Origin of the sequence: Delftia sp. Lp-1, assembly GCF_020523835.1 — a bacterium.
GTDB lineage: Bacteria > Pseudomonadota > Gammaproteobacteria > Burkholderiales > Burkholderiaceae_C > Comamonas > Comamonas acidovorans.
In genome coordinates, this window is sequence record NZ_JAJALJ010000001.1 from 242207 (window position 1) to 264035 (window position 21829).

Below are 21829 nucleotides of genomic sequence, written 5' to 3' on the forward strand. Positions count from 1 at the left end.
AAGAGCGGCGTTTGATAGAAGCAAAACGTCTATGAAGGCGCCGCGTGGCGCCATGCCCGGTTCGGGCGATCAGGCCGTCAGCAGCCGCTGCAGCATCCACAGGTTCAGCGACACCACCAGGGCCGCGCAGCCCCACAGCACCGCCGACATCCTTGGGCCAAAGGCCAGCTCGCCCAGCGTCTTGCGCCGCGTGGTGAACAGCAGCAGCGGCACGATGGCAAACGGCAATTGCAGGCTCAGCACCACCTGGCTGAACACCAGCAGGGCGCTGGCGCCGGTGCTGCCGTACCAGGCGGTGGCCACCACGGCGGGCACGATGGCGATGCAGCGCGTCAGCAGGGCGCGCAGCGCAGGCGACAGGCGGATCTGCAAAAAGCCTTCCATCACGATCTGCCCGGCCAGCGTGCCCGTGACCGAAGAACTCAGCCCCGAGGCCAGCAGCGCCACGCCGAACACCGCGCTGGCGATGCCCACGCCCAGCAGCGGGGACAGCAGGTGGTAGGCGTCCGACAGCTCGGTCACCGGCGCCTGGCCGGGCCGGTTGAACGCGCCGGCTGCCACCACCAGAATGGCGGCGTTCACGAACAGCGCCAGCCCCAGCGCCACCGTGGAGTCCAGCGTGGCCAGGCGGATGGCCTGCCGCGTGCCCTGGGGCGTGGTGTCATGCCGGCGTGTCTGCACGATGGACGAATGCAGGTAGAGGTTGTGCGGCATCACCGTGGCCCCCACGATGCCCACGGCCAGGTACAGCATCTGCGGATTGGCCACGATCTCCATGCCCGGCAGCAGGCCGCGCAGCACGGCCGCCACGGGCGGCTGCAGCCACACCAGCTGGGCGGCAAAGCACAGGCCGATCACGGCCACCAGGGCGATCACCACCGACTCCAGGCAGCGAAAGCCCCGGCTTTGCAGCGCCAGGATCAGCATCACATCCACCACCGTGATGCACACCCCGGCCACCAGCGGCAGGCCGAACAGCAGGTTCAGGCCGATGGCCATGCCCAGCACCTCGGCCAGGTTGCAGGCCACGATGGCGATCTCGCAGAAGAACCACAGCACCAGGTTGATGCGCGGGGAAAACTGCGCGCGGCAGGCCTGGGCCAGGTCCCGCCCGCTGGCCAGGCCCAGGCGCACGGCCGCCGCCTGGAACAGCATGGCCATCAGGTTGGAGGCAAAGATCACCGCCAGCAGCGAGTAGCCGAACTGCGAGCCGCCCGCGATGGAAGTGGCCCAGTTGCCAGGGTCCATGTAGCCCACGGCCACCATGTAGCCTGGCCCGGCAAACGCCAGCACGCGGCGCGCGTTGTCCGAGCGGCTGGCGCCGCGCGGCACGGCAATGCTGCGATGCACCTGCGGCAGGCTGGGCGTGCCCGCATGGCCGTGGTCCGGCTCGATGGCGCCGAAGCGGCCCTGTTCAGCCGCAAGCACGGTGTCGTTCATGGGGGCCTTTCCGCCGGCGGGGGCACGCGGTTGCAGGGGGGATGCCTATCGGGCGGTTGGCCCCAGGCCGCTGGCGGGCGCAATGGCTGCGGCGGCGGGTGCGGCATCAGTGCCTGCGCCGCGCCACAGCGCCACGAGATCTCCGGTCACGATGACCGCGCCGGCCAGCAGAATCAGGCTGCCCACGCAGCGGCGCGCCACGGTGGCAGGTTTCAGGCGCCGCGGTGTGCGGCCCGGAGTGCGCGGGGCGGATGAGGAAGGCAGAAGTGACATCATGGCAACTCCTTGGCAGGGGAACGCTTGTCTCGGGCCAGCCCCGGGGAAGCCCGCCTGCCCCGGCCGGTGCGGGGCAGGCGGGCGGTCCGCGTCAGGCGTAGGCGCTGCTCATCACCAGCGAGCCGTTCACGCCCGCCGGGAAGAAGCCGCCCTTGGTCGCCGTGTCCTTGGTCAGGTACACGATGTTCAGCACGTCGCCCGGCGAGCGGCTGAAAGCGATGCCGTTGGCATCCAGCGGCACGATGTTGGACGTGGTGGCATCCCCCGTGATGCCCTGGTCCACGTCGGTGGAGCCATCCAGGCTGTCGCGCGCATCCGAGATGGCGCCGGCCGCCGTGCGCAGCGCGGGCGTGGCCAGGCCCTTGGCATACAGCACCGTGCGCACCAGACCTGCGTGGTAGGCCTCGGCGGCCAGAATGCCGGCGGCTGCCTCCAGATAGGTCTTGTTGGTGATCAGCGGCGATGCGCCCTTGTAGGCGGTGACGCCCACGTCCTCGAAGATGAAGGCCCCCAGCAGGAAGTTCTCGTCACTCGCATAGGGATCGAAGGCCGTGCCCGCGCCTACCAGCCCGGCCGCTCGCGCGGCCACCGAGAAGGCGCCGTTCGGGTCGGTTCCGCCGATGTCGATCTGCGGCTGCGCCACCGCGGCCGAACCCAGCGCCGCGCGCAAAAAGGCCACGTGGGCGATCTCGTCCTGGGCGATCTCCTTGGCGTACTGCGCCACCACAGGGTCCTTGAAGGCCACGGCACGGCCGCCCGTGATGGCGCCCTGCGTGCCCACGCCCGACTGCAGGTTGGCGGGCAGGCCGGTGCCGAACACCGCGTAGTGATAGAACTGCGACTCCAGATACTCCAGGTTGAGGGCGAAGTTCAGGATCTCCGCATCCGTGGGCCCGTTGGCCTGCGCATTCGCATCGCCCCCGCCACCGCCGCAGGCGGACAGGATCACCCCGCCCGCCATGCCCACGGCCACGCCGCTGGTCTTGCGGAAGAACTGGCGCCTGTCCTCCAGCTTCTTGGCACGTTTTTGCAAAACCCCGATCAACACTGATTCGTCGGACATGATGGTTCCTCTCGGTTCGCGGCAGGCGCGAACGGTCAACGTGAAGAATGCGCCTCCGGCCGAAAGCACACGGGTGTGGCGAAAGCGCGTTCCACTGAAGAGGTGGCCACCTGCTCCAGGGGAATGGGATGCGTCCCCGCTATCCGGCAGTACGCAGGCCGCGCAGGTCTGGATGTGCCGCAATTGAAAGCGCAGGTAACGGTTTGCGGATACAGCCGTTTCTTTTTCTTTTTTGAATCCAGACCCCGCTGCGCTGCGTATCCAGATCAGCCGGAATCGTTCGGCTTGTCATCAACCCGCTAGGAGCATTCCATGGTCTCGATTCAAAACACCCGCAAGCTGGCCTCGTTCGGCCTGGCCATCGTGATGTCGGCTGCCTCCGTGGCCGCCATGGCCGATGTGATGGTGGGCGGCGCACCCATGCTGCCGTCCAAGGACATCATCGACAACGCCGTCAACTCCAAGGACCACACCACCCTGGTCGCAGCCGTCAAGGCGGCGGGCCTGGTCGATACGCTCAAGGGCCCGGGTCCGTTCACCGTGTTCGCGCCCACCAATGCCGCCTTCGAGGCCCTGCCCGCAGGCACGGTGGACACCCTGCTCAAGCCCGAGAACAAGGGCACGCTGACCACGGTGCTGACCTACCACGTGGTGGCCGGCAAGTGGGATGCAGCGGCGCTGTCCAAGATGATCAAGGACGGCAAGGGCATGGCCAGCATCAAGACCGTCAGCGGCGGCACGCTGGTGGCCAAGTCCAGCGGCTCCAAGATCATGCTGACGGATGAAAAGGGCGGCACGGCCACGGTGACCATCCCCGACGTCTACCAGTCCAACGGCGTGATCCACGTGATCGACAAGGTGCTGCTGCCCAAGTGAACGGCACAGGCAGCGAGCGGGCCGGCCACTGACCGCCGTGGTCAGTGACCGGAGCCTTGCGCCTTCGCCATGCGCCTTGCGGGCGCGCCGCCAGAGGGCGCTCCGCCGGAGGGCGCACCGCCATAGGTCGATCCCGCATAGATGGCCGCCAGCGTCAGCGCCATGCCGGCCAGCGCCATCGGCGTGGGCCGGGCCGTGAAGAACAGCACGTCGATGGCATAGGTGCCTATGGGCTCGGCCAGCAGGATGAGGCCGGCCAGCGAGGCCTTCACATGCGGCACGGCCGTGCTCACCATGAGCCAGGCCACGCCCTGCACCAGCAGGCCATACAGCAGTAGCGTGCCGAAATCGGCCGCACTGGCAATGGCCAGCGATTCGCCCTCCAGCCACGCGGCTGCCAGCAGGCAGGGCGCGGCGGCGGCGCACAGCACGGCCATGTTGACGGCCGGATGCGTGGCGTGCGGCGGGGTCTGCCCCTTCTTGATGAAGACCACGCACAGCGCATAGGCCGCCGCCGAGGCCAGGCCCAGGGCCACGCCCAGCCAGTGCTCGGACGCCGAATCCGGGCCTGCGGCCACGGGCAGCCCCGCGCCCGACACCATGAGGATGCCGGTGGCCGCCAGCACCAGCGCCACGAAGTAGACGACCGTGATCCGCTCGCGGAACACCGCCCAGGCCAGCCCCGCCAGAAAGAACGACTGGCAGTTGGTCAGGATGGCGCCCAGGCCCGGCCCCACCATGCGTATGCTCTTGTGCCACCAGTACAGGTCCAGCGCCAGCGCGGCGCCGGCCAGGCAGGCGTACAGCAGTGCCTGGCGCGTCATGCGCCAGCGCAGGCCCCGCCACAGGGCAAAGCCGGCCAGCCCCAGGCCGCCCAGCAGCATGCGGTAAAAGCCCATGGCGCTGGTGCCCATGCTGCTGAAAGCCACGGCCACGCCGGACAGGCTCAGGATCAGCCCGCCCACGGCCAGCAGTGCCAGGTAGCTTGTCTTTCCGTTCATGCGCCTGGCCCCGTCACGCTTGCCGGTCGGCGGCATTGCGCCGCCGGTATTCGAGCTGGCGCGCCGTCTCGGCCGCGATCTGCGCGCCCAGCAGGCGCTCCACCAGGTGCAGGGCCATGTCGATGCCCGCTGCAAACCCGCCCGAGGTGACGATGGCGCCCTCATCGATCCACAGCCTGTCGGCGCTCACGCGGGCGGCCGGCGCAATGGCGCGCAGGTCTTCCGTGTCCTCGAAGTGCGTGGTGGCCTCGCGCTGGTCCAGGAGCCCTGCCCGCCCCAGCAGGAAGGAGCCCACGCAGACGGAGCCCGTCACCTCGCTGCTGCCGGCCACCTGCCGCAGCCAGGCGGCGACCTCGGGCGCGGCCAGCTCGGCCTGCAGGGCGCCGCCGGCCACGATCAGCAGGTCCAGCGGGGGATGGTCCTGCAGGCTGGCCTGCGCCTGGATGCCCACGCCTTCGCGCGTGCGCACGGCGGCGCCGCTGCGGCTGATCACCACGGGCTGAAACGGGGGCGAGGCCGCCAGCCCGCGCCGCACGGCCACGCGCGCGGCCACATCGAACACCTGCAGCGGCCCTGCAAACTCCAGCAGCACCACGCCATCAAAGACGAAAAATCCAACGGTCCGTGTCTTCATCCACCACTCCTGTCTGTCGAGGAGTGGCAGCTTAGGCAGGCCGCAGCGCGCGGTCTTGGACGGAATTGATCAGGCCGGGCCGCTCAAGGCCGCTCAGGGCCGCTCAGGGCCGCATGGCCTGGCGGTACTGCGAAGGCGCCACGCCGTGCGCGCGGCGGAACCAGTTGGAGAAATGGCTCTGGTCGTAGAAGCCCAGCGACAGTGCCACCTCGCTCAGCGCCAGCGTGCCGCGCAGCAGGCCGCGGGCGCTTTCGGCGCGGCGGGCCTGGTGGTAGGCATGGGGGGTGATGCCGTAGCGGCGGCTGAAGCTGCGGATGGCGTGCTCGGGACTGAGCCCGCAGACGGCGGCCAGCCGCGCGGCGCCCAGCTCCTGGTCCGCATGGGCGTCGATGAACTCGCGCAGCAGCGCCGCGCTGGCGCCATCGGGCGCATGCGGCCGGCCGGGGCTGTGCACCACGCGGCGCAGCAGCGCCAGCAGGGCCTCGTCGGCGGCCAGACCGTCCTGCGGGCCTTGCAGCAACTGCCGGGCGCAGGCCCGGGTCTGCGGGTCGCGCAGGCTGACGGCGTCGAACCAGCTATCGCGCACACCCAGCAGCGCGTGCATGCGGGCGGGCTCGACATGCAGCATGTCGTAGGTCCAGCCCTGCTCGCCGCCCGGGCGCCCGTCGTGGATCTCGCCGGCGTTGAACAGCGCGATATCGCCACCCGTGAACTCGCGCTCGGCGCCCCGGCTCCAGCACAGCTCGCGCCCGCCGTGGATGACGGCAATGCCCATGGTGTCGTGGAAGTGGCGCGGATAGCGGTGCTGCACCGCATGGCCGCTGAGAATCTCCACGCCGCCCAGCGCGCAGTGGCGGCGGTAGGTCAGGGCGCGTTGCGGGCGCTTGCCGGGTATGGGCGCGGCCATGGCCGGTCTCAATCCGCGCCGGGGGCCGCTGCCGGCGTCCTGGCCTGCGCGGCCAGCTTGGACAGCCGCCAGCGCGTCAGGTCGTCCGCGCCGGGGCCGGCCTCCACGCGCAGCTCGGAAAAAGGCACGCTGCGGCCCGATTCCTCCTCCACCAGCGCCAGCCGCAGGGGCGTGCCTGACTGCGCACGCACAAAGCGCATGGGCGGCTGGGCCTGCTGCTGCAGGCGCCACCGGTCGCCGACCTGGGCCAGCGCCTGGATCACCAGGGACAGGTCGCGGCCCTTGGGCGTGAGCAGGTACTCGTAGCGGTCCGGGCCGCTTTGGTAGAGGCGGCGCTCGACCAGACCGGTCTGCTCCAGCTGGCGCAGGCGGTCGGTCAGCGTGGCATTGGTGATGTCCGTGGACTTTCTCAGGTCGTCATAGCGGCTCAGGCCCAGCATCAGGTCGCGCAGCACCAGCATGGCCCAGCGGTCGCCTACGGCCTCCAGCGCGGTGGCGATCGAGCAGGCCATGCCCTCGAAGCTCTTGGATCGCATGGGGTTTCCCTTGTGTGTTCGCGGTTGTCGCAGGCCTGGAGTGTCTCAGCAAAACGCAAGCCCGGCCCGCAAAGGTGGATTGCGTGCTTGTAACTCTAATGATTGGAGTTTATATTTGGAGCCACTATCAACCACGGCTTTTCAAGCAAGGACTTCCTTCATGAGCACGCATCAAGGCACCGCCATCGTCACTGGCGCCTCATCCGGCATTGGCGCCGTCTACGCAGACCGCCTGGCCGCCCGGGGCCATTCCCTGATCCTGGTGGCCCGCCGCGAGGACCGGCTGCAGGCGCTGGCGCAGCGGCTGCGCAGCGCGCATGGCCGCGAGGTCGAGGTGGTGGCCGCCGACCTGGCCGACGCCGCCGGCCTGCAGCGCGTGGCGGCGCTGCTGTCGGGTGAGCGTGACATCCGCATGCTGGTGAACTGCGCCGGCCTGGGAGCCCTGGGCCCGGCCGCCCAGGTGGATGCAGGCGAGGTCGATCGCATGGTCATGGTCAACATCCATGCACTGACGCGGCTGTCGCTGGCGGCGGCGCGGCTGTTCGCCACGCGCGGCCGGGGCACGCTGATCAACATCGGCTCCATCCTGGCCGTGATGCCCGTGCCGGGCGCCTCCAGCTATGGCGCCTCCAAGGCCTATGTGCTGAACTTCACGCGCTCGCTGCAGGCCGAGCTCGCTTCCAGCGGCGTCATGGTGCAGGCAGTGATGCCCAGCCTGGTGCGCTCCGAATTCTTCGGCGGCAAGCCCGCGCCGTTTCCCGAGCACCTGTTCATGTCGCCCGAGACCTTGGTGGATACGGCCCTGGTCGCACTCGACCAGGGCGAGGCCATCTGCTTTCCCACGCTGGGCAGCACGACCGCCTGGCTGGACTTTGACCAATCGCGCGCCAATCTCGTCAAGGCGTTGACGCTCAGCGGCGTGCCGGCAGCGCGCTACCAGGGCGCGGATGCAGGCCAGCCCGCCTGACGCCTGACGGCCCGCCGCGTCGCCACCCCGGATTTCCCGAAACCTCCTCTTTTTTGCCCCCGGAGAAAACCATGCCCCTGTGGAAGATCTACCACCCCGAAAACGCCTTCAGCGATGAAGACAAACAGGCCATCGCCCAGCGCATCACGGCCGTCTACGGCGACCTGCCGCGCTTTTACGTGGGTGTGGTGTTCGAGGCCGTGGCCCGCACTTCGTTCTTCATCGGCGGCGAGCCTGCGGATGATTTCGTGCGCATCTCCGTGGACCACATCGCGCGGCAGATACGCGACGAGGAGACCAAGACACGGTTCCTCGAAGGCGTGCGGCGGCAGCTGTCCCCCTTCATTGCCGACCGGGGCCTGCGCTGGGAGATGCATGTAGACGAGACGCCCTTTAGCCTCTGGAGCATCCAGGGCCTGCGCCCGCCCGTGCCGGGCACGCCCGAGGGGGAGAAGTGGCGCCTGGACAATCGGCCCTCTCCCCTCTGAGGACCTACCTGCATCTCAGCGCAGCGACAGCCCCGCCGACTGAATCGCGCGGGCGTAGCGCGGGCGCTCGCTTTGCAGGCTCTGGCCCAGGTCGGCCGGGGAGCCGCCCGCCACCTTGAAGCCCATGTGCTCCAGCTGCGCGCGCACATCGGGGGCCTGCAGCACGGTCTGCAGGTCGCGGTTGATCTTGGCGACGATGGGCGCGGGCGTGCCGGCCGGCGCGAAGTAGCCCTGCCAGCTTTCCACCGAGAAGCCGGGCACGCCGGCCTCGGCCATGGTGGGCACCTGGGGCAGGGCGTCGGAGCGGTAGGGCGTGGTCACGGCCAGGGCGCGCAGCTTGCCGGCGCGCACGTACTCGGTCACGGCAGCCAGCGTGATCAGCGTGGCGTCGGTATGGCCGCCCAGCACGTCCAGCGAGGCGGGGCCACCGCCCGGGTAGGGGATGTAGTTGACCTTGGCGCCCGTCTCCTGCGTGAGGATTTCATGCGCCACATGGGCAATGCCGCCATTGCCGGGCAGGCCCAGGCTGATGCTCTGCGGCTTGGCCTTGGCGCGCGCCAGGTAGTCGCCCAGCGTGTTCAGGCCCGTGCCGGGGTTGACCACCAGCACCTGCGGATTGACCACGGCCTTGATGATGGGCGTGAAGGCCTTTTGCGTGTCGTAGGGCAGCTGGGCGAACAGCAGGCCGTTGAGCGTGAGGCCCTCGCCCTGCTGCAGCAGGGTGTAGCCGTCGGGCGCAGCCTTTGCCACCTTGGCCGCACCGATGGTGCCGCTGGCCCCGGCCACGTTCTCCACCACCACCGACTGGCCCCACAGCGCGGCCAGCTTGTCGGCCAGCGTGCGCGTGAGCTTGTCGGCGCTGCCCCCGGGCGCCACGGGCACGATGATGCGCACCGGTTTGTTCGGAAAGCTGTCGGCCGAGGCCAGGGCCGCAGGCGCGTGCAGGGCCAGGGCGGAGAACAGGGGAAGCAGCAGTGCGCGCAGCGCAGACGGGGTGCGGATCATGGAAGTGCCGGAGTGCAGAGAGTCGATGCCCGCAGTCTGGGAGGCTCCTGGCGCGGCGTGAACTAAGCATTGCGGCTATGCATATGCGGCTGCCGCACAACGTGCGTCACGCTTGCGCCACGCATGCGCGCGCAGTGCCCAAAGCTCATATCCATATCTGCAATGCGTCGTTGGCGCCAGGGCGGGAGAGGCCTAACTTCGTGTCCTCCCGCGAACGTCCTCCCAGGCACTCCCATGACACAGACCCATCTCTCCATCGACTTCAGCGGCAGCGACGTGGCCAGCCGCCGCGCAGCCGCCATCACCGGCTTCATCGCCACGGCCCGGCGCCTGCTCCCCAACCCGGAGCACGCCACGCCCGAGCAATTGCAGGCCGTGGCCCGCGAGCTGGAGGCGCTGGGCCTGCAGCGCGAACTGTTCCCGCATGCGCACTTTCCCGTCTCGGCCAGCAACCCGGCCCAGGTCTACCGGCTGGGCGAAGACCTGGCCGGGCGCTATGCGCTGTACCTGTCCACCGGCCTGCCGGGCAAGTCCCAGCCGCCGCATGACCACACCACCTGGGCCATCATCGCGGGCGTCGAAGGCGTGGAGCGCAACGTGTTCTTCACGCGCGGCAAGACCGACGACCCGCTGCGCGACACCCTGGCGGTGGGCCGCAGCGTCGATGTGGGCAGCGGAACCTCGGTGGTGCTCACGCCCACCGACGTGCACACCATCGAGCTGATCGGCGAGGAGCCCGGCCTGCACCTGCATTTCTACGGACGCGGCCTGGAGCGCATGCCCGATCGCGTGGTCTTCGAGAGCCTTGAGGGCGGCAGCTTCCGCACCTTCGGCCCGCCCAAGTCCATTCGCCATGCGCTGGTCACGCCCGCCGCGCTCCGGCAGGCCCTGGCCGATGGCGAGGAAATCGCCGTGCTCGACGTGCGCGAGGCCGGTGTCTTCGCGCACCGCCACATCCTGTTCGCGGCGCCCGCCCCGGCCTGGCGGCTGGAGCAGCTCATCGACCGCCTGGTGCCGCGTCGGGGCACGCGCATCGTGCTGGTGGACGCAGACGGCTCCCTGGCCCATGAGGCTGCGGCCAAGCTCGTGCGCCTGGGCTGGCCCAATGTCTCCGTGCTCGAAGGCGGCACCGAAGGCTGGGCGGCCGAGGGGCTGGAAATCTTCAGCGGCACCAACGTGCCCAGCAAGGCCTTCGGCGAAGTCATCGAGCATGAAAAGCACACGCCCTGGATCACCTCGGACGAGCTGGGCGCGCGCGTGCAGCGCGGCGACAACATCGTCGTCGTCGACAGCCGCACGCCCGAGGAATTCGCGGCCTTCAGCCTGCCTTTCGCCCTCAGCGTGCCGGGGGCCGAACTGGTCTACCGCATCGGCGAAATCGCCCCGGACCCGCAAACCCTGGTCGTCGTCAACTGCGCGGGCCGCACGCGCTCCATCGTGGGCGCGCAGACCCTGATCGACGCCGGCATCCCCAACCCGGTCGTCTCGCTGCGCAACGGCACCATGGACTGGCTGCTCACCGGCCGCAGGCTGGCCCATGGCCGCCGCACCCCGCTGCCCGAGCCCGGCGCCGTCGCCCTGGCCACCGCCCGCGAGCGCGCAGCCAGCGTGGCACAGCGCGCGGGCGTGCAATCCATTGATGCGGCCGAACTGGCCCGCTTCGAGTCCGAAGCCACCGAACGCACGCTCTACCGCTTCGACGTGCGCACCCGCGAGGAATACCAGGCCGGCCACCTGCCCGGCTGGCGCTGGGCTCCTGGCGGCCAACTCGTGCAGGCCACCGACGAATACGCGGCCACGCGCGGCGCACGCATCGTGCTGGCCGACTGGGACGGCGTGCGCGCCCTCACCACCGGCGCCTGGCTGGCCCAGCTGGGCTGGGAAGTCTTCACCTACGTTCCGCCCACGCTGGCCACCCTGGAGGTCGGCGCCGAACCCGTGCGCGTGCTCGCCTCCCACGCACCCGCGCCCCAGCTGTCCGTGCAGCAGGCGCAGGAACTGCTGGGCGAAGGCCGGGCCATCGTCTTCGACGTGGACAGCCGGCCCGCCTTCGAGAAGCAGCACATCGCGGGTGCGCGCTTTGCCGTGCCTGATCGTCTGCCCTCCTTCGTGCAGGCCCTGCCGCCGGCCCAGGTCGTGGTGCTCACCTCGCCGGACGGCGTGCTGGCCCGTGGAGTGGCGGCCGAACTGGCGGCGCGCACGGGGCGCGATGTGCGCTCCGTCGTTGGCGGCACTTCTGCCTGGGCTGCTGCCGGGCTGCCGCTGGGGCAGGGGGATGCGGATGTGCTGACGGGGGATGATGACCAGTGGTACAGCCCTTATGCGCATCGGGATCTGGGGTTGAGGGATGCGGGGTTTCGGGCTTATCTGGATTGGGAGTTGGGGTTGGTTGAGCAGTTGGAGCGGGATGGGTGGGCTTCTGGGATTCGGCTGGTGCCTGCTGTTTGAGGCTGGCTCTTGGTCTGCTTTTGCCCCTGCCGGGTGGTTGTTTTTCGAGGCCGGGTTTCGGCCCGGCGGCCGACCTACTTTCTTATCGCGCGATAAGAAAGTAGGCAAAGAAGCGCGCCCCGCACTGCCCACGACCCTTCGCTTCGCTGCGGGCGACCTGCGTTGGGCGGGATGCGGGGTGTGCCGCAGAACTCGCTTTGCGCTTCGCGCGCCGCTCAAACAACTGCGGCAAGTCAGATGACGAAGCAAGCCTGTCCTTCGGCAGGCTTGCCACCCCGCCTCCCGCCCAACGCAGGCGTGGGCAGAAGGGGGGGAGGCTGGAGTAGCCAACAGCCAACAGCCGGAAATGCAAAACAGCCGATGCGCCATTGTTGCGCTCGGCTGTTTTGCATGCTGCTTCAGACTTCGGGTTTGGCGGTGTTGCGCAGAAGATAGATCTCGTCTTCCACGTAGGTGGCCAGCCGCTCGGCGCTGTGCTGGATGGTGCGCAAGGCGTTGGTCACCACGTCCGTATCGCGCAGGCCTTCGGGCGATAGCAGCCATGCCTGGGCGAGCTGGGAGATGGAAGAGACCTCGTTGCAGCTCATCTGGACCATTCGGTTCACCTCGGTGATGGAGAAGTTCAGCTGCGTGGTTCTGGCGCTGGTGGATCGTGTTTCCTGCTTCATGGCCTGGCCCTCCATGTGATGGTGAGGGTTTCGAGGCTTATGGACACTGTATGCATGGTTGCGTGCTCCGTATTCAGACGAGACAAGGCCTCTCTGATGGGGAGGCCAGCACCAGCTGCGATCGGTGTTCTTACGCACCAGCCCCTGAACAGGGGGCCGGTCGAAATGATAGAGGCTTTGGACGACAAGCGCGCTCAAAAAAAGGCCGAGCGAAGCGACGGCCCGGGCAAACTCCCCGTATGTCAGCGCCTGCGGCGTGGTGGTTGCGGGGTTGCAGTCCTGCCGAAGGACAGGACTGCTTCGTGGTCTGACTCGCCGTGATGTTTGAACGTAGCGCGTAGCGCGAAGAGAGTTTCACGGCGAACCCCGCAATCGCCACGACGCAGGTTGCCCCGCAGCGAAGCGAAGGGGTCGCGGACATCCGGGTCGCCTTTTCTTGGCCTACGTTCTTTTGGCGAAGCAAAAGAAGGTAGGTCGGCCGCCGGGCCGAGACCCGGCCTCGAAAAGAAACCCCCCGGCAGGGCCAGAACCAGCAAACGCAGCAGCGCCCAAAAAATCTCAGGCAGCCAGCCTGAACCGCTCCACCACCCCCCCAAACCCCCTCTCCAGATCCGCAATCAGATCCAAAGGATCCTCCAGCCCCACATGCAGCCGCACCACAGGCGCAGTCCCCGTCCACACACTGTGCTCCCGCAACCGCTCAGGCTGCGCCACCAGCGCCAGGCTCTCGTACCCGCCCCACGACGCCCCCTGCGCAAACTGCCGCAACGAGTCAACGAACACGGCGCCGGCACCGGCGTCCACCCCTTCGGCAAACGCGAATGACACCAGCCCGCTGGCCCCGCTGAAGTCCCGCTTCCACAGCGCATGGCCGGGATCGGAGGGCAGGGCCGGGTAGAAAACGCGGCCGACCTGGGGCTGCTGCTCCAGCCACTGGGCGATTTCGGTGGCGTGGCGCTGGTGCTGGGCCAGGCGCACGGGCAGGGTGCGCAGGCCGCGCAGGGCCAGGTAGGCGTCGTCGGCGCCTATGGTCAGGCCCAGGGCCTCGTAGGCGGTGGATATCTTCTTCGACAGCGCGGGGCCGTCGGTGATGACGATGCCCTGCATCACGTCGGAGTGGCCGGCGATGTACTTGGTCGCGGCCTGGATGGAGAGGTTGGCGCCGTGCTCCAGGGGCTGGTAGAACCAGCCGCCGCTCCAGGTGTTGTCGGTGGCCACGGCAATGCCGTGCTGGCGCGCCACGGCGGCCAGGGCGGGCAGGTCCAGCACCTCGTAGAGCAGGGAGCTGGGCGATTCCAGGTAGACCAGGCGGGTGTTGGGGCGGATCTTGCCGGCCAGATCGTCGCGCGAGGGCGAGAAGTACTCCAGCGTGATGCCCAGGCGCTGCAGCAAGGTGGCATCCACGCGGCGCACGGGAGAGTAGACGCTGTCGGCCACCAGGGCATGGTCGCCGGGCGAGAGCAGGGCGATGAGCACCAGGGTGATGGCGGACAGGCCCGAGGGCGTGAGAAAGGCGCGGTGCCCGCCCTCCAGCGCGATCACGGCGTCTTCCAGCGCGCGGTGCGTGTCCAGGCCGTGGCGGCCGTAGGAGGCCACGCGCTCGCCGGCCTCGCGGCGGTGGTGCAGGTCGGCGTAGGCGGCGCTGTCGGCAAAGCGCACGGTGCTGGTGCGCACCACGGGCACGTTGACGGGGCCGGAGCCGCCCTGCAGCGGCGGCGTGCCTGCGTGCAGCAGGCGGGTCGACGGGCCCAGGGGCCGTTGCTTGTTTTGGGGGGTGCTCATGCCACGGCCTCGCTGGGACGGAAGTAGGCGGCGTTGTAGTTCTTGACTTCGCCGGTGTCGGGGTCGATGGCCACGCGGCCGCTCAGGGTTTCCAGCGGCTGGCCGTAGAGGTGGAAGTGCAGCGTGGGCTGCTCGCCCACGACGGCAATGCTGTGGATGTCATCGGGCAGGAAGGCGATGGAGGCGCCCGGCTGCACGGTGAATTCGCGCGCCAGGTGGATGCTGGCGCGTGCGGGGTTGCTGCGGTCGTCCGTGCGCTCGTAGAGGCGGTTGAGCTCCTGGCCTTCGACGGCAACGATCACGGCCCAGGTCGTGTGGTTGTGCGGCGCCGTGGTCTTGCCGGGGTTGATGGAGTTCAGGTACAGGGCCAGGCCCGCATCGCCATCGGCCGGGTTGAGGCGGTAGCGCGTGGAGGCACCCACGCCTTCGGTCTGCGCGGGCGGGGGAAAGTCCGCGCGGCTGAACAAGGCCTTGTGCGCGGCCAGCTGCTCCAGGCGTGCGGTGATGGCCGACAGGGTGCTGCGGTCGGGCGCGCCGGCCTGCAGCAGCTGGCGCACGTCGGCCAGGGCGGCGTCCACGGCCTGGCGGCGCAGTGTGGTGGCGTCTGTATGGGTGCCTGTATCTGCGCCTGTGCCGGCCGGGGTTTCAGTCGTTGTTTCTGCGGTCATGGGGATGTGCTCCTGGAGGTGGGGGATCAAAGGGCAAAGCGCAGGCTGTTGAAGGGCAGCGGCGTTGTGGCCGGGGCGGCTGGCGCAGGCCTGGACCGTGCACCATCGCCCAGGGCGCGCTGCAGGAATTCGCGCGTGCGCTCGCTGCGCGGGCTGCCGAAGATCTGGGCGGCCGGGCCGTGCTCGACGATGCGGCCGGCCTCGGTGAAATACACCTGGTCGCTGACCTCTTCGGCAAAGCGCATTTCGTGCGTGACCAGCACGCAGGTCATGCCGTCCCTGACCAGGTCGCGGATCACGGTCAGCACCTCGCCCACGGTCTCGGGGTCCAGGGCCGAGGTCACTTCGTCGAACAGGATCAGCTCGGGCCGCATGGCCAGGGCGCGCGCAATGGCCACGCGCTGCTGCTGGCCGCCGGACAGCTCGCCGGGGTAGGCGGATTCCTTGTGGTCCAGGCGCACCTTCTGCAGCAGGGCGCGGGCCTCGCGCTCGGCCGTGGCGCGGTCGCGGCCGACCACGCGCGTGGGGGCGATGACCAGGTTCTCCAGCACCGACAGATGGGGGAACAGGTTGTACTGCTGGAAGACGAAGCCCACGCGCTTGCGCAGGGCGATCAGCTCGGCCTCGGTGCGCAGCTGGTCCACGCGCGTGCCCGCCACCGAGATGGCGCCGCGCTGGGGCCGCAGCAGGCCGGTGATGCAGCGCAGGATGGTGGACTTGCCCGAGCCCGAGGGCCCGATGATGGTCACCGCCTCGCCGCGCCGCACCTGCACGTCGATGCCTTGGAGCACCTGGTTGTCGCCAAAGGACAGGTGCACATCCTGCAGGTGGACCAGTGCGGGCGCCGTGCCTGCGGGGGCATCGGCCGTGGCGAGTTGGGAGAGAAAGGAGTCAGTGGCGTTCATGGCGTCGCTCCAATGCCCGGGTTGCCCGGGCGATGGGATAGCAATAGGCAAAGAAAAGCGCGAGCAGCGTGAAATACACAAGGATGGTGAAGTCCGTGCGTGCCACGGTGTTGCTGGCGATCTGGGCGGTGTCCACCACGTCATGCACGCCCACCAGCGAGGCCAGCGAGGTGCTCATGGTGATGCTGGCGTAGAGGTTCATCCACGGCGGCAGCATGCGGCGCACGCACTGCGGCAGCACGATGAGGCGGAAGATCTCGCTGCGGCGAAAGGCCAGCGACTGGGCCGCCTCCCACTGCGCGCTGGGAATGGACTGGATGGCGCCCCGGAAGATCTCGGCCACGTTGGCGCTGGTGGGCAGGGCCAGGCCCAGCACCACCTTGACCCAGTCGGGGAAGGGAAAGGTCCAGCTCACCAGCTTCAGCTCGAACGGGAACACATAGGTGGTGAAGTAGATGAGCACCAGGATGGGCGCATTGCGAAACAGCTGCACATACCAGCGCACGCCCGTGCGCACGGCCGGCGTGGGCGACAGCGACAGGGCGCCCAGCACCAGGCCGGCCACGGTGCCGATGGCCACGGCCAGCACGCTGATCTCGATGTTGACCAGGAGGCCGCGCAGCAGCGCGGGCAGCCATTTCCACAGGTGCACGAAGGCAGGCGGGGCGCTGTCCGTGGCGGCCCAGCAGGCGCACAGGGCCAGCAGTGCGGCGCCCGCGATCAGCCAGGGGCTGCGCGCCGCGCGCAGCAGGGCGGCGGGCAGCGGGCGGGGCGCGGCGCCGGTGTTCAGGGTGGCTTCATTGGCCATAGCCGGGCATCCTCAGGTGTTGTTCCAGCCAGCGGCCCGCCAGGCTGACCAGCCAGGTCAGCAGGCCGAACCACAGCAGGATGAGCAGCAGCAGCTCCAGCACGTTGTCGCGCTGCGACCAGATCATGATGGACTCGTAGGTCACGTCGCCCACGGCGATGGCCGAGGCCACGGCCGTCATCTTCACCAGGTCCACCAGGTTGTTGGTCAGCGAGGGCAGGGCAAAGCGCACGGCCAGCGGCAGCTGCACGCGCACCAGCAGCTGGCGCTGCGAAAAGCCCAGCGAGCGCGCCGCCTCCAGCGTGGTGGCGGGCACGGCCTCGATGCCGGCGCGCAGCGCCTCGGCATGGAACACGCCCTTGTGCAGCGAGACCACGATCACCACCCAGACAAAGGGCGTGAGCGGGTTGTTGCCCGCGCCCCAGTCGCGCAGTTGCTGGGTGATCAGCATGTTGAGCACCAGGAAGGCGCAGTACAGCTGCACCAGCGTGGGCGTGTTGCGCGTGACCTCCACAAAGGCGCGCGCAGGCCGTGCCAGCCAGGCGCGGCCCGAGGTCAGGGCCGCCGCCAGCGCCACGCCGGCCGCCAGGCTGCCGGCAATGGTCAGCAGGGCCAGCTGCACGGTCACGAACATGCCGCGCACAAAGGCCTGGCGCTCGGCCATGTCCAGCACGAAGGCGTAGTTCAGGCCCAGGCCCTTGAGCGCTTGCACGCCCTGGGCAAGCAGGCTGTCGTTCATGGCACGGCCTCCAGGACAGCCGGCTGTGCATGCGCTTGCGCTTGCGCAGCGGGGTCTTTCAGCGCGGCCACGGCACGTGCGATGCGGGCCGTGGCCTCGGCCAGCACCTCGTCGCTGGCGGCCGTGGAGATGCGGAAGTACGGCGACAGGCCGTAGGCCCCGCCATCCACGGCAGCCACGCCTTCGGACTCCAGTAGCCATTCGGTCAGGTCAGTGTCGCTGGCGATGGGCTGGCCGTCCGGGCGCAGGTGGCCTATCAGCGCGCCGCAGTGCACAAAGGCAAAGAACGATCCGCCCGGCGGCAGCAGGGCCAGGCCCGGCACCTGGTCCAGCGCCTGGGTGACCCGTTGCGCGCGCCGCGCATAGGCGTTGCGGGCCTGCTGCACAAAGCTCTGGTCGGGCGACTGCAGCGCCGCCGTGGCTGCGGCCTGGGCCACGGAATTGGGGCCTGACGAGGCCTGCGACTGGATCACCACCATGGCCTGCACCAGCGCGGCCGGGCCTGCGCCCCAGCCGATGCGCCAGCCGGTCATGGCATAGGTCTTGGAGACGCCGTTGACCAGCAGCGTGCGCTCGCGCAGGTCGGGGGCCACCGCCAGCCAGTGCGCGGGTGCCTGGGGCGTGAACCAGATGTGCTCGTACAGCTCGTCCAGCAGCACCAGCACCTGCGGATGAAGGCGCAGCACCTGGGCCAGGGCGGCCAGTTCCTCGCGGCTGTAGACGGCGCCCGAGGGGTTGCCCGGCGTGTTCAGCACCAGCCAGCGCGTGCGCGGCGTGATGGCGGCCTGCAGCGCGGCCGGCGTGAGCTTGAAGCCCTGCTCAATGCCGCAGTCCACGATGACCGGCGTGCCGTCGTTCACGCGCACGATGTCGGGAAACGAAGGCCAGTACGGCGCGGGCACGATGACCTCGTCACCCGCGTCCAGCGTGGCCGCCAGCGCGTTGTAGATCACCTGCTTGCCGCCGTTGCTGACGATGATCTGCCCGGCGTCGAAGTCCAGCCCGTTCTCGCGCCGGTATTTGGCGCTGATGGCCTGGCGCAGCGCGGCCGTGCCGGGCGTGGGCGTGTACTTGGTTTCGCCACGGGCCAGGGCCGCGATGGCGGCCTGCTTGATGGGCTCGGGCGTGTCGAAATCGGGCTCGCCCGTGGTCAGCGCAATGATGTCGCGGCCCTGGCGGGCCAGGGCCGTGGCCCGCGCGCTGGCTGCGGCATTGGGCGAGAGCCTGACGCGCTGCACGCGCTGCGAAAGGGGAAAGGGCGTGGTCATGGCGTGGGTCCTTCCTGGAATGCGGCGGCTGGCGTTGGAGAAACCTGCGGCAAGTCGTGCGGCAGGGCTTGCAGCACCTTGCCGGGATTGAGCAGGCCCAGCGGGTCGAAGGCCTGCTTGAGACGCCGCATGAGCTGCAGCTCCACGGCGCTCTTGTAGCGGGGCAGCAGGTCGCGCTTGGTCTGGCCCACGCCGTGCTCGGCGCTGATGGAGCCGCCGTGGGCGTGCACGCTGTCGTGCACCACCTCGTGGATGGCGTCTTCCTGGGCAAACAGCTGCGCGGGCGTGCTGTCCGGCGCGTGCGACACGTTGTAGTGCAGGTTGCCGTCGCCCAGGTGCCCGAAGGCCACGGGCCGTACGGCGCCAAAGCGCGCCTGCAGCAGCGCGGCCGTGGCCGCAAGAAAGTCGGGGATGCGCGAGATGGGCACCGACACGTCGTGCTTGATGTTGCGGCCGTCGCGCCGCTGGGCCTCGCCCAGGGCCTGGTCGCGCAGCCGCCACAGGGCCTGGCTTTGCTGCAGGCTCTCGGCAATGGCGGCATCGGTGACCAGGCCGTCCTCGAAGGCCTGGCCCACCACGCACTCGAAGCGCTGGCGCGCATGGTCCTCGCCCTCGCTGTCGGACAGCTCGATCAGCGCAAACCAGGGCGCGTTGAGCGCCAGCGGTATCGGCTGCTCAGGCACATGGCGGGCTATCAGGCCCAGGGCCGTGTCCGACATCAGCTCGAACGCCGTCAGGCCGGCGCCGAAGCCCGCCCGCGCCTGGCTGAGGAAGGCCACCGCATCGCGTATGCAGCCAAAGGCCAGCAGGGCCGTGTGCTGGGCGCGGGGCAGCGGATGCAGGCGCAGCGTGGCTGCCGTGATGATGCCCAGCGTGCCTTCGCTGCCAACGTACAGGTCGCGCAGCGCATAGCCGGTGTTGTCCTTGCGCAGCCCGCGCAGGCCGTCCCAGATGTCGCCCTCGGCCGTCACCACTTCCAGGCCCAGCACCAGTTCGCGCGCGTTGCCGTAGCGCAGCACCTGGGTGCCGCCCGCGTTGGTGGACAGGTTGCCGCCAATGGTGCAGCTGCCCTCGGAGCCCAGGCTGAGGGGAAACAGCCGGTCCGCATCGCGCGCTGCCTGCTGCACATGGGACAGCACGGCGCCGGCTTCCACGGTCAGGGTGTCGTTGTCGGTGTCGATGGCGCGCACGCGGTTCAGGCGCGCCAGCGACAGCAGCACGGCGTGGCCCGAGGCGTCGGGCGTGGCGCCGCCCATCAGCCCGGTGTTGCCGCCCTGGGCCACGATGGGCGTGCGGTGGGCGCGGCACAGGCGCACCAGCTGCGCCACCTGGGCCGTGTCGGCAGGCCGTGCCACGGCCAGGGCATGGCCCGTGAGGCGGCCATGCTGGTCGGTCAGGTAGCCGGCCGCATCGGCACCCGTGAGCACATGGGCATCGCCCAGGGCGTGGCGCAGCGCGGTGACCAGGTCGGCGGGGCCGGTGATGTGGCCGCTGGTGCTGGTGCTGGTGCTGGTGCGGGTGTTGGTGCTCATGCGGGCGCCTTCCTGAACTTGTCGTGCAGCTGGTGCAGCAGCGGCGTGGGCGTCATGCCGTTGCGCTGCTCCACCTCGATCAGCCAGCCCGTGCGGTGCCAGTCCTGCACGATGCGGTCGATGGCCGCCTGCGTGTCGGAATCGCCCTTGCGCAGCCAGATCACCGAGGGCGAGGGAATGATGTCGGCGGGCGAGACGATCTCGTAGTCCTTCCAGTCCGCATTGCTGGCCACGAGTTCGCGCAGCGTGGGGCTGACATGCACGGCGGCTGCGCAGTTGCCGCCCTTGAGGGCCAGCAGCGACTCGGGCTGGCCCCGGAAGGCCTTGATCTGGGCGCCGTATTGATCGGCCAGCGGCTTGGTGAAATTGCTGCCCTGCGACACGCACACGGGCTTGCCGCGCAGGTCGTCCCACTGGCGCACGCCGCTGCCCTTCTTGGCGATGGCGGCGCCGCCGACTTCCTCGAACGGCGTGGGCACGAAGGACAGGATCTCGCTGCGCTCCTGCGTCCACTGCATGTTGGCGATCAGGATGTCCACCTTGCCCTGCTGCAGGAACTGCACGCGGTTGGACGGCTGGACCTGCACGGTCTCCACCCCCACGCCCAGGCCCTTGGCCACGCCTTCGGACAGCTGCACGTTGTAGCCCACGTGCCTTTGCGTGACGGGGTCGATGGTGCCGAACGGCGGCCCCGAAAGCATCACCCCCACCACGATCTTGCCGCGCTGCTTGATGCGGTCCAGCGTGGCGTCGGCATGGGCTGCCAGGGCCGTGAGGGCGAGCAGGGCCGCCAGTGCGGTGCGAGTCGGCTTCATGGCTTGGCTCCCTTGGCGGCGGGCTGGGTTGCCTGCGCATCGGCCTGCGCTGCCGCATACACCGCGAAGTCGTAGGGCGCGCGGTCGAACTGGCCCTTCAGCGCGCGTTCGTGGCGCTCGGCGATCCAGGTGTCGGGCACGCCGCTGGCGCGGGCCACCTTGAGCAGAAAGCCCGTGCGGTGCCAGTCCTGGATGGCCTTGTCCACAAAGGCCTGGGTGTCGGCCTCGCCGCGGCGCGTCCACACTACGGTGGGCGAGGGAATCAACTGGTCCTGCGTGCCCAGCTCGAAGTCCTTCCACTCGGCTGCATTCGGGCCGGTGAGCTTTTCATAGAGCGCGGGCTGGATATGGACCGAAGCCGCGCAGGTGCCGCCCTTGAGCGCCAGCAGCGACTCGGGAATACCGCGCAGGCCCTTGACCACGGCGCCATAGCTCTCGGCCAGGGGCTTGGCGAAGTTGCTGCCCTGCGACACGCAGGCCACCTTGCCGCGCAGGTCTTCCCAGCGCTTGATGCCGCTGGCCTTGGCCACCAGGGCGCCGCCGCCGATCAGGTCATAGGGCGTGGGCGCGAACGAGAGGATCTCGCTGCGCTCCTGCGTCCACTGGATGTTGGCGATCAACAGGTCCACCTTGCCGCTTTGCAGGAACTGCACGCGCGTGGAGGCCGTCACGGGAACCGTCTCCAGCGGCACGCCCAGGCGGCGCGCGATGTCGGCGGCCAGCTCGGTCTGGTAGCCGCCGGTCTTGCCGGTGGCGGGGTCCAGCACGCCGAACGGCGGGCTGGCGCCATCAATGCCCACGGACAGCTTGCCGCGTTGCTTGATCTTGTCCAGCGTGGCATCGGCGTGGGCGGCACCGGCGCCCAGCAGCAGGGCCAGGGCGGCGGCAAGGGGGGGAAGAAGGCGGGGCATGCGTGAATCCATCAGGGAACGGAAGGCCCGGCCCCGTCTTGCGGGGCCTGGGCCTGGGTGGTCGGAAAAAAAGTAGGGGTGGACCGCCGTGG

At 69.4% G+C, this 21829-nt stretch carries 22 protein-coding genes; 4 read left to right on the top strand and 18 right to left on the bottom strand.

From position 1 onward, the window contains the following. Window positions 1–69: 69 nt before the first annotated feature. The 3 genes from LGR64_RS01045 to LGR64_RS01055 all read right to left on the bottom strand — a co-directional run bounded on the left by LGR64_RS01045 (window position 70) and on the right by LGR64_RS01055 (window position 2779). Complete coding sequence (locus LGR64_RS01045) at window positions 70–1440, bottom strand: Nramp family divalent metal transporter (RefSeq protein WP_230354865.1); 1371 nt, start codon at window positions 1438–1440, stop codon at window positions 70–72. Between the two features lie 45 nt (window positions 1441–1485). Next, the gene (locus tag LGR64_RS01050) at window positions 1486–1716 is read right to left on the bottom strand and encodes a hypothetical protein (RefSeq protein WP_230354866.1); all 231 of its coding nucleotides are present in this window, start codon (window positions 1714–1716) and stop codon (window positions 1486–1488) included. Between the two features lie 91 nt (window positions 1717–1807). Next, window positions 1808–2779, bottom strand: coding sequence for a ferritin-like domain-containing protein (locus LGR64_RS01055; RefSeq protein ID WP_034397170.1), 972 nt, complete (start codon window positions 2777–2779; stop codon window positions 1808–1810). A 312-nt stretch (window positions 2780–3091) separates the two neighbouring features. Between LGR64_RS01055 and LGR64_RS01060 the strand changes: the two genes are divergently transcribed. Beyond that, on the top strand, window positions 3092–3655 hold the full coding sequence (locus LGR64_RS01060; RefSeq protein ID WP_013800571.1) for a fasciclin domain-containing protein: 564 nt from the start codon (window positions 3092–3094) through the stop codon (window positions 3653–3655). 41 nt (window positions 3656–3696) lie between these two features. Here LGR64_RS01060 and LGR64_RS01065 read toward each other — a convergent pair whose 3' ends face one another. From LGR64_RS01065 to LGR64_RS01080, 4 genes are all read right to left on the bottom strand, one after another. After that, window positions 3697–4656 (bottom strand): DMT family transporter, encoded by a 960-nt coding sequence (locus LGR64_RS01065; protein ID WP_230354867.1) that lies wholly within the window; start codon window positions 4654–4656, stop codon window positions 3697–3699. 13 nt (window positions 4657–4669) lie between these two features. Next, the gene (locus LGR64_RS01070) at window positions 4670–5290 is read right to left on the bottom strand and encodes a GlxA family transcriptional regulator (RefSeq protein ID WP_230354868.1); all 621 of its coding nucleotides are present in this window, start codon (window positions 5288–5290) and stop codon (window positions 4670–4672) included. 103 nt (window positions 5291–5393) lie between these two features. Then, window positions 5394–6197 carry a helix-turn-helix domain-containing protein gene (locus LGR64_RS01075; RefSeq protein WP_230354869.1) on the bottom strand — a complete coding sequence of 268 codons (804 nt, stop codon included), beginning with the start codon at window positions 6195–6197 and terminating at the stop codon, window positions 5394–5396. Window positions 6198–6205: 8 nt separating this feature from the next. Then, window positions 6206–6733 (bottom strand): winged helix-turn-helix transcriptional regulator, encoded by a 528-nt coding sequence (locus tag LGR64_RS01080; protein WP_043824381.1) that lies wholly within the window; start codon window positions 6731–6733, stop codon window positions 6206–6208. 160 nt (window positions 6734–6893) lie between these two features. On the opposite strand from LGR64_RS01080, the gene LGR64_RS01085 reads away from it, so the two are divergent. Next, complete coding sequence (locus LGR64_RS01085; protein ID WP_230354870.1) at window positions 6894–7700, top strand: SDR family NAD(P)-dependent oxidoreductase; 807 nt, start codon at window positions 6894–6896, stop codon at window positions 7698–7700. 71 nt (window positions 7701–7771) lie between these two features. Further along, window positions 7772–8188: a tautomerase family protein gene (locus LGR64_RS01090; protein ID WP_013800576.1), complete on the top strand. Its 417-nt coding sequence runs from the start codon at window positions 7772–7774 to the stop codon at window positions 8186–8188. Between the two features lie 15 nt (window positions 8189–8203). Here the strand turns inward: LGR64_RS01090 and LGR64_RS01095 are convergent, their stop codons facing one another. After that, window positions 8204–9193, bottom strand: a complete 990-nt coding sequence (locus LGR64_RS01095; protein ID WP_013800577.1) for a tripartite tricarboxylate transporter substrate binding protein — start codon at window positions 9191–9193, stop codon at window positions 8204–8206. 234 nt (window positions 9194–9427) lie between these two features. Between LGR64_RS01095 and LGR64_RS01100 the strand changes: the two genes are divergently transcribed. After that, window positions 9428–11641: a rhodanese-like domain-containing protein gene (locus LGR64_RS01100; protein WP_230354871.1), complete on the top strand. Its 2214-nt coding sequence runs from the start codon at window positions 9428–9430 to the stop codon at window positions 11639–11641. 398 nt (window positions 11642–12039) lie between these two features. Here LGR64_RS01100 and LGR64_RS01105 read toward each other — a convergent pair whose 3' ends face one another. From LGR64_RS01105 to LGR64_RS01150, 10 genes are all read right to left on the bottom strand, one after another. Next, a complete protein-coding gene (locus LGR64_RS01105; protein ID WP_063328408.1) occupies window positions 12040–12309 on the bottom strand; it encodes a hypothetical protein in 270 nt (89 codons plus the stop codon). A 558-nt stretch (window positions 12310–12867) separates the two neighbouring features. Next, complete coding sequence (gene metC / locus LGR64_RS01110; RefSeq protein WP_230354872.1) at window positions 12868–14091, bottom strand: cystathionine beta-lyase; 1224 nt, start codon at window positions 14089–14091, stop codon at window positions 12868–12870. Next, window positions 14088–14759, bottom strand: a complete 672-nt coding sequence (locus LGR64_RS01115) for a cysteine dioxygenase family protein (protein WP_230354873.1) — start codon at window positions 14757–14759, stop codon at window positions 14088–14090. The genes metC and LGR64_RS01115 overlap by 4 nt, the downstream gene beginning before the upstream one ends. Window positions 14760–14785: 26 nt before the next feature. After that, window positions 14786–15664, bottom strand: a complete 879-nt coding sequence (locus tag LGR64_RS01120) for an amino acid ABC transporter ATP-binding protein (protein ID WP_043823875.1) — start codon at window positions 15662–15664, stop codon at window positions 14786–14788. Then, window positions 15651–16472, bottom strand: a complete 822-nt coding sequence (locus LGR64_RS01125) for an amino acid ABC transporter permease (protein ID WP_034397156.1) — start codon at window positions 16470–16472, stop codon at window positions 15651–15653. Before LGR64_RS01125 ends, LGR64_RS01120 begins: the two co-directional genes overlap by 14 nt. Further along, window positions 16462–17211, bottom strand: a complete 750-nt coding sequence (locus LGR64_RS01130; protein WP_230354874.1) for an amino acid ABC transporter permease — start codon at window positions 17209–17211, stop codon at window positions 16462–16464. The genes LGR64_RS01125 and LGR64_RS01130 overlap by 11 nt, the downstream gene beginning before the upstream one ends. After that, window positions 17208–18479: an aminotransferase class I/II-fold pyridoxal phosphate-dependent enzyme gene (locus LGR64_RS01135; protein WP_230354875.1), complete on the bottom strand. Its 1272-nt coding sequence runs from the start codon at window positions 18477–18479 to the stop codon at window positions 17208–17210. Before LGR64_RS01135 ends, LGR64_RS01130 begins: the two co-directional genes overlap by 4 nt. After that, a complete protein-coding gene (locus tag LGR64_RS01140) occupies window positions 18476–20011 on the bottom strand; it encodes an FAD-binding oxidoreductase (protein ID WP_230354876.1) in 1536 nt (511 codons plus the stop codon). Before LGR64_RS01140 ends, LGR64_RS01135 begins: the two co-directional genes overlap by 4 nt. After that, window positions 20008–20826, bottom strand: a complete 819-nt coding sequence (locus tag LGR64_RS01145; RefSeq protein WP_230354877.1) for a transporter substrate-binding domain-containing protein — start codon at window positions 20824–20826, stop codon at window positions 20008–20010. Before LGR64_RS01145 ends, LGR64_RS01140 begins: the two co-directional genes overlap by 4 nt. Next, complete coding sequence (locus tag LGR64_RS01150) at window positions 20823–21737, bottom strand: transporter substrate-binding domain-containing protein (RefSeq protein ID WP_230354878.1); 915 nt, start codon at window positions 21735–21737, stop codon at window positions 20823–20825. Before LGR64_RS01150 ends, LGR64_RS01145 begins: the two co-directional genes overlap by 4 nt. Window positions 21738–21829: the final 92 nt, after the last annotated feature.

Excerpts from the sequence above, each read along its gene's own strand:
- LGR64_RS01105 (WP_063328408.1), bottom strand. The coding sequence starts at position 12,309 with ATGAAGCAGGAAACACGATCCACCAGCGCCAGAACCACGCAGCTGAAC.
- LGR64_RS01080 (WP_043824381.1), bottom strand. The coding sequence starts at position 6,733 with ATGCGATCCAAGAGCTTCGAGGGCATGGCCTGCTCGATCGCCACCGCG.
- LGR64_RS01090 (WP_013800576.1), top strand. The coding sequence starts at position 7,772 with ATGCCCCTGTGGAAGATCTACCACCCCGAAAACGCCTTCAGCGATGAA.
- LGR64_RS01140 (WP_230354876.1), bottom strand. The coding sequence starts at position 20,011 with ATGAGCACCAACACCCGCACCAGCACCAGCACCAGCACCAGCGGCCAC.
- LGR64_RS01050 (WP_230354866.1), bottom strand. The coding sequence starts at position 1,716 with ATGATGTCACTTCTGCCTTCCTCATCCGCCCCGCGCACTCCGGGCCGC.
- LGR64_RS01085 (WP_230354870.1), top strand. The coding sequence starts at position 6,894 with ATGAGCACGCATCAAGGCACCGCCATCGTCACTGGCGCCTCATCCGGC.
- LGR64_RS01120 (WP_043823875.1), bottom strand. The coding sequence starts at position 15,664 with ATGAACGCCACTGACTCCTTTCTCTCCCAACTCGCCACGGCCGATGCC.
- LGR64_RS01075 (WP_230354869.1), bottom strand. The coding sequence starts at position 6,197 with ATGGCCGCGCCCATACCCGGCAAGCGCCCGCAACGCGCCCTGACCTAC.
- LGR64_RS01135 (WP_230354875.1), bottom strand. The coding sequence starts at position 18,479 with ATGACCACGCCCTTTCCCCTTTCGCAGCGCGTGCAGCGCGTCAGGCTC.
- LGR64_RS01095 (WP_013800577.1), bottom strand. The coding sequence starts at position 9,193 with ATGATCCGCACCCCGTCTGCGCTGCGCGCACTGCTGCTTCCCCTGTTC.
- LGR64_RS01130 (WP_230354874.1), bottom strand. The coding sequence starts at position 17,211 with ATGAACGACAGCCTGCTTGCCCAGGGCGTGCAAGCGCTCAAGGGCCTG.
- LGR64_RS01055 (WP_034397170.1), bottom strand. The coding sequence starts at position 2,779 with ATGTCCGACGAATCAGTGTTGATCGGGGTTTTGCAAAAACGTGCCAAG.
- LGR64_RS01100 (WP_230354871.1), top strand. The coding sequence starts at position 9,428 with ATGACACAGACCCATCTCTCCATCGACTTCAGCGGCAGCGACGTGGCC.
- LGR64_RS01070 (WP_230354868.1), bottom strand. The coding sequence starts at position 5,290 with ATGAAGACACGGACCGTTGGATTTTTCGTCTTTGATGGCGTGGTGCTG.
- LGR64_RS01150 (WP_230354878.1), bottom strand. The coding sequence starts at position 21,737 with ATGCCCCGCCTTCTTCCCCCCCTTGCCGCCGCCCTGGCCCTGCTGCTG.
- LGR64_RS01065 (WP_230354867.1), bottom strand. The coding sequence starts at position 4,656 with ATGAACGGAAAGACAAGCTACCTGGCACTGCTGGCCGTGGGCGGGCTG.
- LGR64_RS01115 (WP_230354873.1), bottom strand. The coding sequence starts at position 14,759 with ATGACCGCAGAAACAACGACTGAAACCCCGGCCGGCACAGGCGCAGAT.
- LGR64_RS01045 (WP_230354865.1), bottom strand. The coding sequence starts at position 1,440 with ATGAACGACACCGTGCTTGCGGCTGAACAGGGCCGCTTCGGCGCCATC.
- metC (WP_230354872.1), bottom strand. The coding sequence starts at position 14,091 with ATGAGCACCCCCCAAAACAAGCAACGGCCCCTGGGCCCGTCGACCCGC.
- LGR64_RS01125 (WP_034397156.1), bottom strand. The coding sequence starts at position 16,472 with ATGGCCAATGAAGCCACCCTGAACACCGGCGCCGCGCCCCGCCCGCTG.
- LGR64_RS01060 (WP_013800571.1), top strand. The coding sequence starts at position 3,092 with ATGGTCTCGATTCAAAACACCCGCAAGCTGGCCTCGTTCGGCCTGGCC.
- LGR64_RS01145 (WP_230354877.1), bottom strand. The coding sequence starts at position 20,826 with ATGAAGCCGACTCGCACCGCACTGGCGGCCCTGCTCGCCCTCACGGCC.